The sequence below is a fragment of the Micromonospora sp. NPDC049230 genome, from assembly GCF_040647875.1.
In the GTDB taxonomy this organism is placed as follows: Bacteria; Actinomycetota; Actinomycetes; order Mycobacteriales; family Micromonosporaceae; genus Micromonospora.
Map to the genome: position 1 here is coordinate 88683 of NZ_JBEZCZ010000028.1, position 14417 is coordinate 103099.

Annotated in this window: 11 protein-coding genes and 1 pseudogene; 8 read left to right on the plus strand and 4 right to left on the minus strand. The window is 70.2% G+C overall.

The window, feature by feature from the left end; genetic code table 11:
* Window positions 1-204 precede the first annotated feature (204 nt).
* The 3 genes from AB0A95_RS22705 to AB0A95_RS22715 all read left to right on the plus strand — a co-directional run bounded on the left by AB0A95_RS22705 (window position 205) and on the right by AB0A95_RS22715 (window position 2969).
* On the plus strand, window positions 205-1353 hold the full coding sequence (locus tag AB0A95_RS22705) for a hypothetical protein (protein WP_357557750.1): 1149 nt from the start codon (window positions 205-207) through the stop codon (window positions 1351-1353).
* A 45-nt stretch (window positions 1354-1398) separates the two neighbouring features.
* Window positions 1399-1941 (plus strand): hypothetical protein, encoded by a 543-nt coding sequence (locus AB0A95_RS22710; protein WP_357557751.1) that lies wholly within the window; start codon window positions 1399-1401, stop codon window positions 1939-1941.
* Window positions 1942-2027: 86 nt separating this feature from the next.
* On the plus strand, window positions 2028-2969 hold the full coding sequence (locus AB0A95_RS22715; protein WP_357557752.1) for a hypothetical protein: 942 nt from the start codon (window positions 2028-2030) through the stop codon (window positions 2967-2969).
* Between the two features lie 40 nt (window positions 2970-3009).
* On the opposite strand, the gene AB0A95_RS22720 is transcribed toward AB0A95_RS22715, so the two are convergent.
* The gene (locus tag AB0A95_RS22720) at window positions 3010-3447 is read right to left on the minus strand and encodes a VOC family protein (protein WP_357557753.1); all 438 of its coding nucleotides are present in this window, start codon (window positions 3445-3447) and stop codon (window positions 3010-3012) included.
* Window positions 3448-3728: 281 nt separating this feature from the next.
* On the opposite strand from AB0A95_RS22720, the gene AB0A95_RS22725 reads away from it, so the two are divergent.
* The 3 genes from AB0A95_RS22725 (at window position 3729) to AB0A95_RS22735 (ending at window position 7675) form a co-directional block, all read left to right on the plus strand.
* On the plus strand, window positions 3729-4841 hold the full coding sequence (locus AB0A95_RS22725; protein WP_357557754.1) for an RICIN domain-containing protein: 1113 nt from the start codon (window positions 3729-3731) through the stop codon (window positions 4839-4841).
* Window positions 4838-6076, plus strand: coding sequence for a cellulose binding domain-containing protein (locus tag AB0A95_RS22730; protein WP_357557755.1), 1239 nt, complete (start codon window positions 4838-4840; stop codon window positions 6074-6076). The genes AB0A95_RS22725 and AB0A95_RS22730 overlap by 4 nt, the downstream gene beginning before the upstream one ends.
* Window positions 6077-6319: 243 nt before the next feature.
* Entirely contained in the window at window positions 6320-7675 is a 1356-nt protein-coding gene (locus AB0A95_RS22735) for a hypothetical protein (protein WP_357557756.1), read from the plus strand.
* Here AB0A95_RS22735 and AB0A95_RS22740 read toward each other — a convergent pair.
* The gene (locus tag AB0A95_RS22740; protein ID WP_357557757.1) at window positions 7653-7802 is read right to left on the minus strand and encodes a hypothetical protein; all 150 of its coding nucleotides are present in this window, start codon (window positions 7800-7802) and stop codon (window positions 7653-7655) included. The two genes, AB0A95_RS22735 and AB0A95_RS22740, sit on opposite strands and share 23 nt — an antisense overlap.
* A gap of 267 nt (window positions 7803-8069) precedes the next feature.
* Here AB0A95_RS22740 and AB0A95_RS22745 point away from each other — a divergent pair, with 267 nt between their 5' ends.
* Window positions 8070-10169 (plus strand): MMPL family transporter, encoded by a 2100-nt coding sequence (locus AB0A95_RS22745; protein ID WP_357557758.1) that lies wholly within the window; start codon window positions 8070-8072, stop codon window positions 10167-10169.
* Here AB0A95_RS22745 and AB0A95_RS22750 read toward each other — a convergent pair.
* Window positions 10166-10471 (minus strand): hypothetical protein, encoded by a 306-nt coding sequence (locus AB0A95_RS22750; protein ID WP_357557759.1) that lies wholly within the window; start codon window positions 10469-10471, stop codon window positions 10166-10168. The two genes, AB0A95_RS22745 and AB0A95_RS22750, sit on opposite strands and share 4 nt — an antisense overlap.
* Window positions 10472-10635: 164 nt before the next feature.
* On the opposite strand from AB0A95_RS22750, the gene AB0A95_RS22755 reads away from it, so the two are divergent.
* Window positions 10636-11370, plus strand: coding sequence for an LPXTG cell wall anchor domain-containing protein (locus tag AB0A95_RS22755; protein WP_357557760.1), 735 nt, complete (start codon window positions 10636-10638; stop codon window positions 11368-11370).
* Window positions 11371-11434: 64 nt separating this feature from the next.
* Here AB0A95_RS22755 and AB0A95_RS22760 read toward each other — a convergent pair.
* Window positions 11435-14320 (minus strand): annotated as a pseudogene (locus tag AB0A95_RS22760) (DUF3427 domain-containing protein); the annotation flags it as partial.
* Between the last annotated feature and the right edge of the window lie 97 nt (window positions 14321-14417).

The window sequence follows — 14417 nt, forward strand, 5'->3', positions numbered from 1 at the left end:
GGCTTCGGCTGACGTTACCGAGACGGCGACCGCCCCCGCGCGACACGCGCGCAGGAGGACCGCCGACGCGGCAGTATCGGCCGATTGGGTGGTTTCAGCGGCCAATCGGGTATTTCGCCCGATCCGGCGTTTCCGGGTGCCGCGCCGTGGCTGTTGAACGAGGAGACACCCAGATTTGGTGGCCTACGCGGCGAAGGAGTCGGCGTGGCGAAGACTGATTCGACGGGTTCCACATGGCGGTACCGGTGGGCGCACCGGCAGAACGTGCGGCGGGTCAGCACGTACCGGGGGGCCGAGACGGCCTGGCGACGCCGTGACGACGAGTTGCGGCGACTACGCGCCCTGGCCGCCGACTTCCACGGCTCCGCCGCGGCCGGTGCGGGCCTGCCGATGGAGTTGACCGCCGACGAGGTGGTGCTCTGGGCGCTGCCCGCCGCGCAGTTGGTCGAGGTACGACACACGGCGGTGTTGCCCGCCCCGGATCTCACTGTCGCCCTGCCGGCCGGACCGCTACGCCCGCGCCGCCCCGACGGCGTGCGCGTCACCGACGCCGGCATGGCCGTGATCACCAGCCGCCGGTTGGTGCTGCTCGGCGGCCGCGGCCGGCGCGACTGGGCGTACGGCCGGATGACCGGCCTGGCTCACGACCCCGCGTCGCCGGTCACCCTGATCCAGTTGCTGGATCGCCGGCCTACCGCCGGGTTGCTGCTGCCCACCGACGCGGCACCGGACTTCCGGTTCAAGCTGACCCTGGCCTTCGCCGACGCGATCGAACAGCGCGCCGCGGTGCTCGCCCAACTCGACGAGCTGATCGCGGAGCACGCCCAGCTCAAGCCGTTCCGGCCGGCCGTGGCCACCCCCGGACAGGCCCGGCTCTCGTCGTTCGTACCCGGTGGTCGCCGGACCATCGCGGTGGCTGCCGCGCTGGCGCTGCTGGTGCCGGCGGCGCTCATCGAGTCGGACCCGTCCGACCCCACCGGCGGCCCGGAGGTCGCCGCCGCCGCCACCCCCAGCGGCGAGCCGGTGCTGATCCGTCCGGCGCCCCCGGCGCTCACCCGCGGCACCCCGGCGCCGAAAACGCCGAAGCCGGCGAAGTCGCCCCGCCCGGCACCCGGCACGACCGGCGATGCGCGCTGCGGGGCGCCACAAAACCCCCTGGGGTACGGCTTCTGCGGTGGCACCCGGATCCGGAAGCCCGCCACCGAGGTGTGCGACTGGTTCGACTGCGTGCCGCAGTTCTGGGCCGGGCGGGGTTACCTCGTGCAGTGTCGGGACGGCTCGGTCAGCCTGGCCGGCGGCCGGTCCGACGCCTGCGCCGAGCACCGGGGCGTGCGGCGAACGATCACGAAGTAACCTATTTGGTGCCTTAAGCCCGTTTTGGTCGGTCACAATGATCGAGTGGAGATCCGGTCTGACGATGGCGCGCGGGTGCGGATACGCCCCGTCGGCTACCAGCCTGGCATCGATCCGCCCGACGACCCCGACCGGGCCGCACCCGGCTGGCACGACTGGCTGCTCATCGAGGTGGACGCCCGTACCGCCGACGGTCAGACCTGGTCGCACCACTACCCGAGCCTCATGGTCGAGGAGGCCCGGGCGTTCGGCGGCTGGCTGCACGGGCAGGCCACCGCGGCCCTCGGGTCGAACGCGCCACCGGCGATGGTCCGCTTCACCGAACCCAACCTGGCCCTGCGCAGCCGGGTGCTCCGTCCCCGCCGGCTGGAGCTGATCGTGGAGTTCTCCGCCGAGTCGCTGCCGCCGTGGATGCGCCGCCCGTCCGGGGCGATCTACCCGCTGATCATCACCGTCTCGGCGGACGCCCTCGCCACCGCCGCCGAGCAGTGGGCCGAGCACTGCGAGGCGTACCCGCCGCGTACCCGGTCGAGGTTTCCCGCCGGGAACCCGCAGGGGCCGGTGCGCCTCCCGCGCCGCGCCGGCTGAAACTCTCTCCTTTCGGGCGCAACGGGATACATCGATCGCGGTGGCGTTCCCTGTCACGTACACGAGCGGTTGTATCGCGTGTGACCGTGACCTCCGTGGCCTGCGCCCCCTGGCGGATCGCCTGGGCCGAGCGCGAGAACGAGCGCCGGCAGCGCGTGTACCGTGACGCCACCGACGCCTGGCTGCGCCGCGACGACCACCTGGCCCGGCTGCGCATCGAAGCCGCCGGCTTCCTCGGGTGTACGCAGCCCCGCACCGGCCTGCCGGTGGATCTCGACGACGACGAACTCGTCTTCCGCGTCCTGCCCGTCGCCCAACTCGTCGAGGCCGAGGCGCGGCACGTCCCGGGCCTGCCCAGGCCGGGTCCGTGCGACTTCGCCTCCGCCTCGGCCGAGGCGCTGCCGGCAGGCCTGCGGGCGGTCGACACGGGGATGGCCGTCGTGACCAGCCACCGGGTCGCCTTCGCCGGTCGTGCGCAGCGGCGCGAGTGGCACCACGCGGACCTGGTCGGCCCCGCCCACCACCCCCACGTCCCGGTCACCCTGCTGCCCGATCACCGTCGACTGTCGGGGCTGCTGGTCCCGGTCAACGCCGTGGTGAACTTCCGCTTCTACCTCACCCTCGCCGTCGCCGTGGCCGCCGGGGAGCGCGCCGACGTTGCCGCGCGGGTCGACGCGTTGCGGAGCGCCCACCGCCACGCCCGGCCCACGCCGTTGCCGATGGTGGGCCCGGAGGATGCACCACGGACCGCGGTCCGCCCCGACCGCCGGGCACTCGGCGCTGCCGCCGTCGCGGCGGTGGTGTTCGCGACGCTGGGTCCCGGTGCGCTGGGGCCCAGCGCCATGGGGTCGGTCGGTCCGACGCCCGATCCGGAGGCCACCATGGACCCGTCCACCGCCCCGACCCCGCCGGTCTCGCCGACCGCGCCCGCGTCGCCCTCGCCCGATCCCGCGCTGGTGCGCGTCTGCCTGGATCCGTCGCAACCTTCGTTGCTGGACCCGTTGCTCTGTCCGTCACCGGCGTCCTGATCGGCTGTGTTCCGTGCGGGCGTGCTTTCGTGCGGCGTGCTCAGTCCATCGCGTTGAAATCGGGCACGGTCAGGGAGCCGTCCGGGCCGAGGGTGAAGCCGGGGTTCCAGGCGACCTCCCACAGGTGACCGTCCGGGTCGGCGAAGTAGCCGGCGTAGCCGCCGTAGAGGGTCTCCCCGGCCGGCTTGGTCACCGTGGCACCGGCCTCGATCGCGGTGGCGATCACCTCGTCGACCTCGGCCCGGGAGCGGACGTTCTGGGCCAGGGTCACCCCGCCGAAGCCGTCGGTGCCGGGATCGTCGATGCCGGCGTCGGCGGCGAGTTTGTCGCGACCCCAGAGCACGAGGGCCAGGCCGCCGGCCTGGAGGAAGACCGTCTCCTCGACCTCCTGGCCGTGCCAGCCGAGGTGCCGGTAGAACGCCGTGGCGCGCGCCAGGTCCGAGACGCCGAGGGTGATCAGACTGATCCGCTGCTCCATCCTCGTAACCTAACGCTCCGATCACTCGGAGGGCGCGGCAGACAGTAGACCAGATCAATCCGAGGAATCTACACTCTTCTCTGTTAACGCTCACACTCGTCCCAGTGCTGAGGCAGTAACGCCATGCCGATGTGACGATCGGCGCCCGCCGGGTAAATGCCCGGCAGCCGGCGGCTGCTCGGTCCGGCCGGCCCCGCTTGCAGAGGTTGCCGGCTGCCCGTGGCGGCCCTCCCGGCCGGCCCATGCCCTCGGCCAGCTCGACCAAACCAGGGGAGAAAGCTATGCGAACGAGGGCACGATGGCTCGCGACGCTCGCCGCGCTCGGTGTCGTGGTCGCCGGAGTGGTGACACCCACCGGGCCGGCCAACGCGGAATCCAACGGCGGGGTGCGGGTGATGCCGCTCGGCGACTCCATCACCGAGGGCACCCAGGTGCCCGGCGGGTACCGCATCGGGTTGTGGCAGCGCCTCGCCACCAATCGGTACACAGTGGATTTCGTCGGGTCGCAGTTCAACGGGCCGGCCAGCCTCGGTGACCACGACCACCAGGGGCATCCCGGCTGGCGCATCGACCAGATCGACGCGAACATCGTCAACTGGCTGAACACCCAACGGCCGCAGACCGTCCTGCTGCACATCGGCACCAACGACATTCTCCAGAACTACAACGTGAGCACCGCCCCGAACCGGCTCTCCACCCTGATCGACAAGATCACCACCACCGCGCCCACCGCTGAGGTGTTCGTGGCGCAGCTCATTCCGCTCTCCAACAGCGGCCAGGAGGCGGCCAACCGCACCTTCAACGCGGCGATCCCCGGCATCGTGCAGAGCAAGGTGAACGCCGGCAAGCGGGTGCACCTTGTCGACATGCACAGCGCTCTCACCACCGCCGACCTGATCGACGGCGTCCACCCCACCGCTGGCGGCTACGACAAGATGGCCGCCCGCTGGTACGCCGCGTTGCAGTCGGTGCCCGGAAGCATCGGCAATCCGGGCAGCGGCGGTGGACAGACCACCACGATCGTGGGCACCCGGTCCGGCAGGTGCGTCGACGTCCCCGGCTACTCCACCACCAACAGCACCCAGGTCAACCTGTGGGACTGCCACGGTGGCACGAACCAGCAGTGGACGTACACGTCCGGCAAGGCGCTGACCGTCTACGGCAACAAGTGCCTCGACGCCGCCGGCAACAGCACCGCGCCGGGCACCCAGGTCACCATCTACGACTGCCACGGCGGGACGAACCAGCAGTGGAACGTCAACGCGAACGGCACCATCACCGGCGTGCAGTCCGGCCTCTGCCTGGACCCGTACAACCAGGGCACCGCCAACGGCACGAAGCTCGTCCTCTGGACCTGCACCGGCCAGGCAAACCAGCAGTGGAGCCGCAGATGAAGCAGCCCACACGATGGCTGACGGCCGCGCTCGCGGCGGTCCTCGGCCTGGCGCTGGCGACAACGACCCGGGAGGCGGCCGCCGCCGACAGCCCGTACCAACGAGGTCCGGATCCGACCCCGGCCAGCGTCGCCGCCACCCGCGGCCCCTTCGCCACGGCGCAGGCGACAGTGCCCGCCGGCAACGGCTTCAACGGCGGGTACGTCTACTACCCGACCGACACCAGCCAGGGCACCTGGGGTGCGGTGGCGATCGTTCCCGGCTACTCCGCCCTGTTCGCCAACGAGGAAGCCTGGATGGGCCCCTGGCTGGCGTCCTTCGGGTTCGTGGTGATCGGCATCGAGACCAACAGCCGCACCGACGGCGCCGACGCCCGCGCCACCCAGCTGCTCGCCGCACTGGACTACCTCACCCGAACCAGCCCGCTGCGCAACCGGGTCGACGCCAACCGGCTGGGCGTCATGGGCCACTCGGCGGGCGGCGCCGGAACCCTCCTCGCCGCCCTCCGGAGGCCGACCCTGAAGGCGGCGGTCGGCCTCGCACCCGGTACGCCCGGCAACAACCTGAACATGTCCACCACCCAGGTCCCCACCATGCTTGTGTCCGGACAGAACGACGGCACTGTCACGCCCTCCTACGTGCAGGGCATCTACAACACCCTGCCCGCCGGGGTGGAACATGCCTGGGCGGAACTGGCCGGCAACGACCACCTCTCGTTCACCAGGCCGAACCCCACCGAGATGCGGCTGCTGATCCCCTGGCTCAAGACGTTCCTGGACAACGACACCCGCTACACCCAGTTCCTCTGCCCACTGGCGGACAGCACCGGCGTTTCGCGGTACAACGCCACCTGCCCGCTGGTGCCGTCGGACGGCCCGCCGGCGCCGCCCACGTCCGCCCCGCCCACCACTGGTACGCCCACCACGCCACCACCCTCCGGCCCCACCTGCACCGCGACCTACCGCACCGTCAACTCGTGGTCCGGCGGCTTCCAGGGCGAGGTGACAGTGACCGCCGGCACCGCCGCCATCAACGGATGGACCGTCAGGTGGGAGCTGAACAACGGCCAGAGCATCAGCCAGGTCTGGAGCGGCACCCTGAGCACCAGCGGGTCAACCGCGACGGTACGCAACGTCTCCTACAACGGCTCGCTCGCCGCCGGTGCCACCACGAGCTTCGGCTTCCTCGGCTCCGGCACGCCAGCCACCACGTCACCGACCTGCGTGAGCCCGTGACCAGCCGCAGGACGTAACCGCGAGTCGTGCGGCTCCGATCGGAGCCCACCTGTCGATCGCCGCGCCCCCGGCCAGCGTCACGCGACGCCAGCGTCGAGGGCGCGGCGGCTCGTGCGCCCTTCCGCCCACCGTGGACGGCTGCGGTAGGGCGGGCCGAGCGGTGCGGGACAGCGCCAGCAGGGAGCCCGGTAATAAGATCTCGCCTTGCCGTCAGCATGCGGCTGGCCGACACGGGGAGGTGTCATGCGGCGTCGCCAACTGCTGGCGTCCGGGGTGTTCGCGGCGATCGGGCTCAGTGCTGGGGAGCTGTTGAGAGCTGCCCCGGCCGCCGCCGAGCCGGCCGTGCTGAAGAGCGTCGGCGTCCAGCTGCCGGTGGACGACCTGCGGGCGATCGAGCTCGACGAAGCGCGCGGCCGCCTATACATCGCACAGGGGGTTGGTGGCGCACTGCCGCTGGTGGTGACCGATCTCGACGGCCGCCTGCTGTCCCAGGTCACCGCGGTCGCCGACATTTCCGACCTCGTCCTCAGTGCCGACGGACGCTTCCTGTACGCGGCCCAGGGCTTCAACCGGATCATCGCGTTGGATGCCGCCACGCTCACCATCATCGCCAGCTATCCCGCACCCGTCGGCGCCCACCTGTACACGGTCGAACCGACTGGCGAGAAGGTCGTCGGCGGGTTCATCGACGCCGGTATCGGCTCCGGCGGTCTGCTGGTCTGGTCCGCGCCCGGAACCTCGCCAGTGGTTTACACCGCGGGCCCCAACCACCATCCGATCATCGACGCCAGCCCCGGCGCGCCCGGTCTCCTCGTCGCCGGCGACACCGGGTACTCGCCCGTCACCACGTATGTCATCGATGTCTCCGGTGACAGCCCGACGATCGTCGCACAGCGGGACTACACCGGCAGCAACCTCATCGACTACGCCGTGAGCCCGGACGGCACCGAAGTGGTGGAGACGGTGGGCAGCCCGTACGAGCACCACTCGTACCGGCTGCCGGATCTCGCCGACGCCAACGTCTATCCGAGCGGCGTCTATCCGCAGGACGCCGCCTGGTCCGGGGACGGCTCGACCGTCGCCATCGGCCGCGCCTTGACCGCCTCCGGTGCCGCCGATGTCTACCTCTACGCCAAGGGCAGCACGGTCCCGACGTACGCCGTCGACTTCCGCAGCGACGACAGCCTCTGGGCGGGCACGCTGCTGGTGAACCGGGACGGCACCCGGGCCTGGGCGGTCACCTCGACCGATCCCTACCAGGAAACTCAGCTGCTGCACTCCTTCGGGCCGGCGCACCCGCCGACGCCGCCGGTCACCGACCTGGCCGTCACCGCCCAGCTCGGGGGCGGCAAGGACAAGCAGACCGCGCGGCTCACCGTGACGTGGAGTTCGCCCATCGGTGACGACAACTACTGGTGGATCACCGCGTCGACCAACGGCGGGGCCGAGCGGGAGTTCTGGCGCGGCAAGCTGGACGCCACCGGCAGATACACCCTCACCTACTCGCTGCCGCGCGGCACCACCATCTTCACGGTCCGGTACCGCGACTACTACCAGTTCTACCCGGACGGCTACGCTACCGCGACGCTGCAACGATGAGCGCGCCGGCGACAGCGCGGGCCAGCTCGGCCGCCGGCCAGCAGGGGTACGTCTCGCGGAGCGCCACAACGTCGATCTGGTCGTCGACGTACGCCTCCCAGCCACCTTCACCGGCGGAGGTCGGCAAGCCGCACTCGCGGCCCGGACGTAGCTACCTGGGCTGCCGGTCCTCGTGTTGCCCCGACATCTGAAACTCCCGCCACCCTTGACGGCCAAGTATCCGAAAAGGCTTGGCGGGCGACTGTAGTCTGCACAGCGGGTAGCGAAGACCACCCGGAAGAGTGATGGGGCGCGCGCCCTGGGCGCTCCAGGCCCAGACGACTGTGGTGTCGAACGCACGGGGGGAACCATGTTCGAGCGGCTGGGCAGATTCGTTGTGGGCAGAGCGTGGTGGGTGATTGCCGGGTGGGTGGTGGTGGCGGCGGCCATCATCCTCACCACACCATCGCTCGGCGACATCACCTCAGCGGATCAGGAAAGCTTCCTGCCCCGCTCGTACGAGTCCGTGCAGGCCACCGAACTCGGGCAGAAGGCGTTTCCACAGCAGGCCACCGCGACAGCGGTCATCGTGGTCAAGCGCGCCGACGGGCAGAAGCTGACGCCGGCGGACGAGTCGACGGTGGGCAAGCTCGCCCAGGCGCTCAAGGCCAAGAACATCCCGCACACGTCCGGCTACCAGACCGGTCCGCAAGCAGTGGCACCGGACAGGTCGGTGCAGATCGTCAACGTCGGGCTCGACGCCCCCACCCCCGACGACCCGACCCTGCTCGACGCCGTCCGCGATCTGCGAGCGGACATCGGCCCGGAGTTGGCGAACAGTGGACTGACCGCGGGCGTGGCCGGCGACGTGGCGAGCTTCGTCGACAACGAGGACACCTTCAACAACGCCTTCGCCGTGGTCGGCATCGCGACGATCATCCTGATCATCGGACTGATCCTGATCATCTTCCGCAGCCCCATCGCCGCGCTGCTGCCCGTGGTGGTCGTCGGCGTCGTCCTGAGCATCACGACGGGTCTTGTCGCCGCCGCCGGCAAGGCATTCGACCTCAGTGTCAGTCAGGACCTCCAGACGATCCTGCTGATCGTGCTGTTCGGCATCGGCACCGACTACATCCTGTTCCTGCTCTTCCGCTACCGGGAACGGCTGCGCGCAGGCGACGACAAGCGCACCGCGATGATCGTCACCGTCCAGCGGGTCGGCGAGGTCATCACCTCGGCCGCCGGAGCGGTAATCGTCGCGTTCCTCGTGCTGCTCCTCGCCTCCCTGGGCTTCTTCGGCTCGCTCGGCCCGGCGCTCGCGATCGCGGTCGGCGTCATGCTCGTCACCTCGCTCACCCTCGTCCCGGCGGTCGTCTCGCTGCTCGGCCGGTACGTCTTCTGGCCGTCGAAGGCCTGGCAGCGTACGCCCAAGGCCACCATCTCGCACCGGCTCGGCAGCACTGTCGGGCGCCGGCCGGCACTCGTCGCGGCGATCTCCGGCATCATCCTGGTCGCGCTCGCCGCAGGCGTGCTGAGCTACAAGGCCGACTACGACTTCAGCGCCGGCTTCCCGCAGGACACCGAGTCGGCGAAGGCCGCGCAGGACCTCCAGCGCGGGTTCGCCGCCGGTGCGCTCGCCCCCACCGAGGTCTACCTGACCACCAGTAACGGGTCACAACTGACCGAGCAGCAGGTCAACGAGTTCGCCGCGGCCATAGCGAAAGCCCCGGGTGTGGGCCAGGCGCAGCCGCCGGAGCGCAGCACCGACCCGAGTGTGGCCCGAGTCAATCTGCTGCTCAACGAGAACCCGGTCGCCAACAAGGCGATCACCCTCGTCCGCGAGGACCTGCGCGATGCCGTGCACGCGTCGGCGCCGCCCGGCACCCGGGCGCTGGTGGGCGGGACCACCGCGATCTTCGCGGACATCAACTCGGCGAACAACCGCGACCTGTCGGTGATCCTGCCGGTCGCAGCCGGCCTGATCGCGCTCATCCTCGCGCTGCTGCTGCGCAGCCTGGTCGCGCCGATCTATCTGGTGATCGCGGTGCTGCTCAACTTCGCCGCCACACTGGGCGCGACCGTCTACCTCTTCCAAGGGCTTCAGGGCGAGCCCGGTGTCACCTTCCAGTTGCCGATCATCCTCTACCTCTTCGTGGTGGCGATCGGGACCGACTACAACATCCTGATGATCGCCCGACTACGCGAGGAAGCGCGGGAGGGCAACGCACCACACGAGGCCGCCGCCATCGGTGTGCAACACGCCGGCCCAACCGTCGCGGCAGCCGGACTGATCCTGGCCGGCACGTTCGCGGTGCTGCTGCTCGCGCCGATCTCCTTCCTTCAGCAGATGGGCTTCGCGGTGGCGATCGGCATCGTGCTGTCGGCGTTCGTCATGTCGATGTTCTTCGTCCCGGCGCTGACCGCGCTGATCGGGCACAAGGCGTGGTGGCCGGGCCACGGGGACGAGCGGCCAGCCGGCGGGCGACACGCCCGCGCCGTCGACCAACCGAGCTAGTCGAGCACCCGCAGCTTGCCGGCCCTGAAGTCCCGCAGCAGCCCCTGCTGCGTCGTGCGGTCGACACCTGACGTCACCGCCGCCGCCGCCGCGACACCGTGCTGCCGGAACCGATCGGCCATGAACTCCGCGTGCCCGATGCTCACGCAGAACCCGAGCGCCCGCATCCGCCCGACGTCCACCTTGTCGTCGACCGCCCGCAGCACCGACCGCGCCCGAGCGTGGTTGCCGGTGTAGAGGACGTCGAGTTCCGCCAGGTCGTAGCCCTGCCCGCGCTTCCAGGTGACCTGCGACAGGTCCACCTGGGTTCGCTGCCTCCATTGATCAGACGGTGGCGTTCAACGGCGGCTGCTGGACGGGCGGGGTGCCGGTGACCTACCCGACTCCGCTGATCCGTGGGGCATCCCTCTCCGCCGGCTGACTGTAATATCGCCATGCTTTGATCAACACGGGGAGGAAGATCCACATGCGACGGAAGTTCACGGCCGGTGCCCTCATAGCGCTGGCTTTTCTGGTTCCGGCGGCACCGGCGATGGCGCAAACCAAGGCGCCCGGCCTGAACGCGGCCTGCCAGACGGTCGAGCGCACCGTGTACAAGGACATTCGCGAGCTTGTCACCATCAACCTGGACACCGCCACGAATCAGCAGCTGCGGATATTGAGCGCCGAAATCCTGGCCGCGACCGACTCGTTGCCCGTCCTGCCGGACAGGATCCAGGCGCGGCTGAAGGGCACGCCGGATGAGCTTCGCGCGTTCCTCAAGAAGGATTTGCAGACAGTCTGGCTGACTGCTCTGCGGATCTCGGTGGGCCAGACGATGACGGGCGCTGGCCCCAACGTGAAGGCCGCCGCGCAGGACGTGCTCGACGAGGAAGCCGCCGATGCCTACCTGGCTTACCTGAACGAAGGTCTGTACGCCGCGCGTGTGGAGGACTGCAAGTCTCAGCCGACGGCGACCCCGACGTCTCGGCCCACCGCGACGCCGACCGCCACGCCGAGCGCCTCACCGAGCGCCACGACGACCGTCGTGCCGACCCCTGCCTCTTCCACCACCCCCGCGGGCGCGGGCGGCGGCGACGGCGGGCTGCCGGTGACCGGTGCCCAAACCGCGACCATGGCCGGCATCGGCGCTGCGCTTCTGCTCATCGGCGGCGCGGTCTTCGTGATCGGGCGCCGACGCCGGGCCCGCTTCGTCGCATAGCTCTTTCGACGCGCCCGGCCCGATGCTTCGTCGGGCCGGGCGCGTTCAGTGCGGCGCGGAAGGCTCAGGCGGCGATCGTCCGCGCGGTGGCGTACACGTCGGCGGGCAGGGCGTGGTGGAGTTGCCACAGGATGCGCATGGGGCGGTCGCCGCTGTGCGACTCGTACGTCATGGTGCCGGCGTAGAGATACGGCGGCGCCCCCAAATCGCGGTCGGCGATCCGGGTCTCCCGGACGAACAGGTGCACCGACGAGCCGCCCGACGTGTAGCGCCGCCCGGTCGCCGACGCCGCCGAGGTGGTGCTCTGCGACTCCCACTGGAACAGGCTGTCGGTGATGGCCCGGTCGGCGTACATCGTGGTGGGGGAGTAGTGCGCCTCCGACTTGACCAGGGTCACGAAGAACAGGTCAGCGCCCGCGTCGGGCAGCCACTTCACCCCCTCCCGCAGCGAGCCCGGGTTGGTCATGCCGAAGGCGGCGCACGCCTCGTTGCGGCTGTACCGGGCGTGCACCCGCAACGGCACCGCACCGGGGGCGGTGGCCGGCGTGACCCGGTGGATGCGGTCCCGCAGCACCTCGGCAACCTGCCGCAACTCGATGCAGCGCGCCGGCTCCTTCCACAGTCGGGTGAGCCGTTCGTCGCGGGTGGCCAGGGGTGCGTTCGGCCCCCAGAGGCTGAAGTGCAGCATGTCCAGCAGGCGGCCGTTGCCCGCGTACACCTGCTGACCTGGCGCGGCCGGTCCGGCCGCGACCCGGGTCAGTAGCTCCAGCCGGTCGGTGTCGTCGATGTGCAGCATGCGACAGATGGCCCGGCCCAACTCCCGGTCATCCTCGCCAGGCGCGGACGTTTCGATGCCGGCGAGTCGCCGCAGCCCGGTCCAGCCGCCGATGCTTGCCGAGCGGTAGACGTCCTCGATCTCCAGGCCGGTCTCGCGCAGGAACGTCGCCAGGCTGACGTCGCCGAGTTGCCGCAGCTCAGACACCAGGCCGGCCTTGGAGGTGGGCAGCGCGCTCTTCAGGTTGGCGAGTACCTTTTCCTTTGCCACGCGGTCCAGCTCGACGTGGCAGCCGCTGGGCAGGCTCGGGAAGTCGTCACGGACCGCCTCGATGATCGCCCGCCGGCTCACCCCGGTCAACGCCCGCCACCGCCTGTCGAACCGGAAGTTGGCGTGCTGCCCGCCGATGAAGTCGAGCACGGTCAGGCAGGGCTTGTCGTCGTCGAGGCGCAGGCCACGGCCGAGCTGTTGCAGGAAGATCGTGGCGCTCTCGGTGGGTCGCAGCAGCAGGATCGTGTCGACCATCGGCAGGTCGACGCCCTCGTTGAACAGGTCGACAGTGAAGAGCACCCGCAGCTTGCCGGCCTTGAAGTCCCGCAGCAGCCCCTGCTGCGTCGTGCGGTCGACACCTGACGTCACCGCCGCCGCCGCGACGCCGTGCTGCCGGAACCAGCCGGTCATGAACTCCGCGTGCCCGATGCTCACGCAGAACCCGAGCGCCCGCATCCGCCCGACGTCCACCTTGTCGCCGACCGCCCGCAGCACCGACCGCGCCCGAGCGTGGTTGCCGGTGTAGAGGACGTTGAGTTCCGCCAGGTCGTAGCCCTGCCCGCGCTTCCAGGTGACCTGCGACAGGTCCACGTCGTCGTGCAGCCCGAAATACTGGAATGGCGCGAGCAGTTGCCGCTCCAACGCCTCCCACAGGTGCAGCTCAACTGCCGCACGGCCGTCGAACCACCGGCGCACGTCGCCGCCGTCGGCCCGGTCGGGGGTCGCCGTCAGCCCCAGGAGTACGCGGGGACGCAGCCGCTCCAACAGCCGCGCGTACGTCGGCGCCTCCGCGTGGTGGAACTCGTCGACGATCACCATGTCGTACGCCTCGGGGTCCACCTCCCGGCGGTGCAGCGACTGGATGGAGGCGAAGACGTGCTTCCAGCCGTTCGGCCTCTCACCCGCGACAAGCGTCTCGCCGAAGCTGCCGTCCCCCATCACCTGCCGGAACGTCGACAGGCTCTGCCGCAGGATCTGCTCCTGATGAGCGACGAAGAGCAGGGAATCCACCCTGTTGTCGCGATGCAGCCGGCGGTAGTCGAGGGCGGCGACCACCGTCTTGCCGGTGCCGGTCGCCATCACCACCAGGTTGCGCCATCGGCCGTGCACCAACCGCTCCGCGTCCAGGTCGGCAAGGATCTCGGCCTGATACGGGTACGGGCGCACGTCCAGGTTGGAGATCTCGGTGGGCGCCTGGTCGCGGCGCTCCCCGCTCAACGCGTGCCGTAGCCGCTCGGCGTCCCGGGTCACGTCGTACGCCTCGAACGCCGGATCGTTCCAGTAGTCCTCGAACGTCGCCGTGAACGTGTCGATGACGTGCGGCTGCTCCATGTTCGAGATGCGGACGTTCCACTCCACGCCGTCCACAAGCGCGGTCTTCGACAGGTTCGACGAGCCGACGTACGCGGTAGTGGTGCCGTTTGCTCGGCGGAACAGCCACGCCTTGGCGTGCAGCCTTGTCGTCCTCGTCTCGTACGACACCTTGACCTCGGCACCGAGTTCTTTGAGGCGGTCCAGCGCCCGCTGATCGGTCGCGCCGAGGTAGGTGGTGGTGATGACGCGGACCTTGCCACCACGGGCGATCAGCTCACGGATGGCCGGCTCGACGATGCGAAGGCCGTACCACTTGATGAACGCGCACAGCAGGTCGACGCTCTCGGCGGAGGCCATCTCGTGGTTGACCTCGTGGCCGATGCGGGGCTGGTGACGGCCGTTGACCAGCAGCGCGCCGGTGGAGAGGGGAGTGGTGGGGCGCTGCGGAAAGGTGGGCTGCGCGGGCGGGGTCGGCGGGGCGGCGATGGCGTGCAGCAGGTGCTTGGTGTCGGTGACCTGGTCCTGTGCTGTCGCTGCCTTTGGGCTGAGGGTGGCGATGGCTTCGGCGATCTGGTTCGCCAGGTTGATCTGGTGGGTCTGCTGCACCGGCAGGTGACAGGTGTAGTCACGCGGCCTGACTGGCCGGTGGGTGCATGATGGTCTCGAATTCAACGGGGGTCAACCGGGA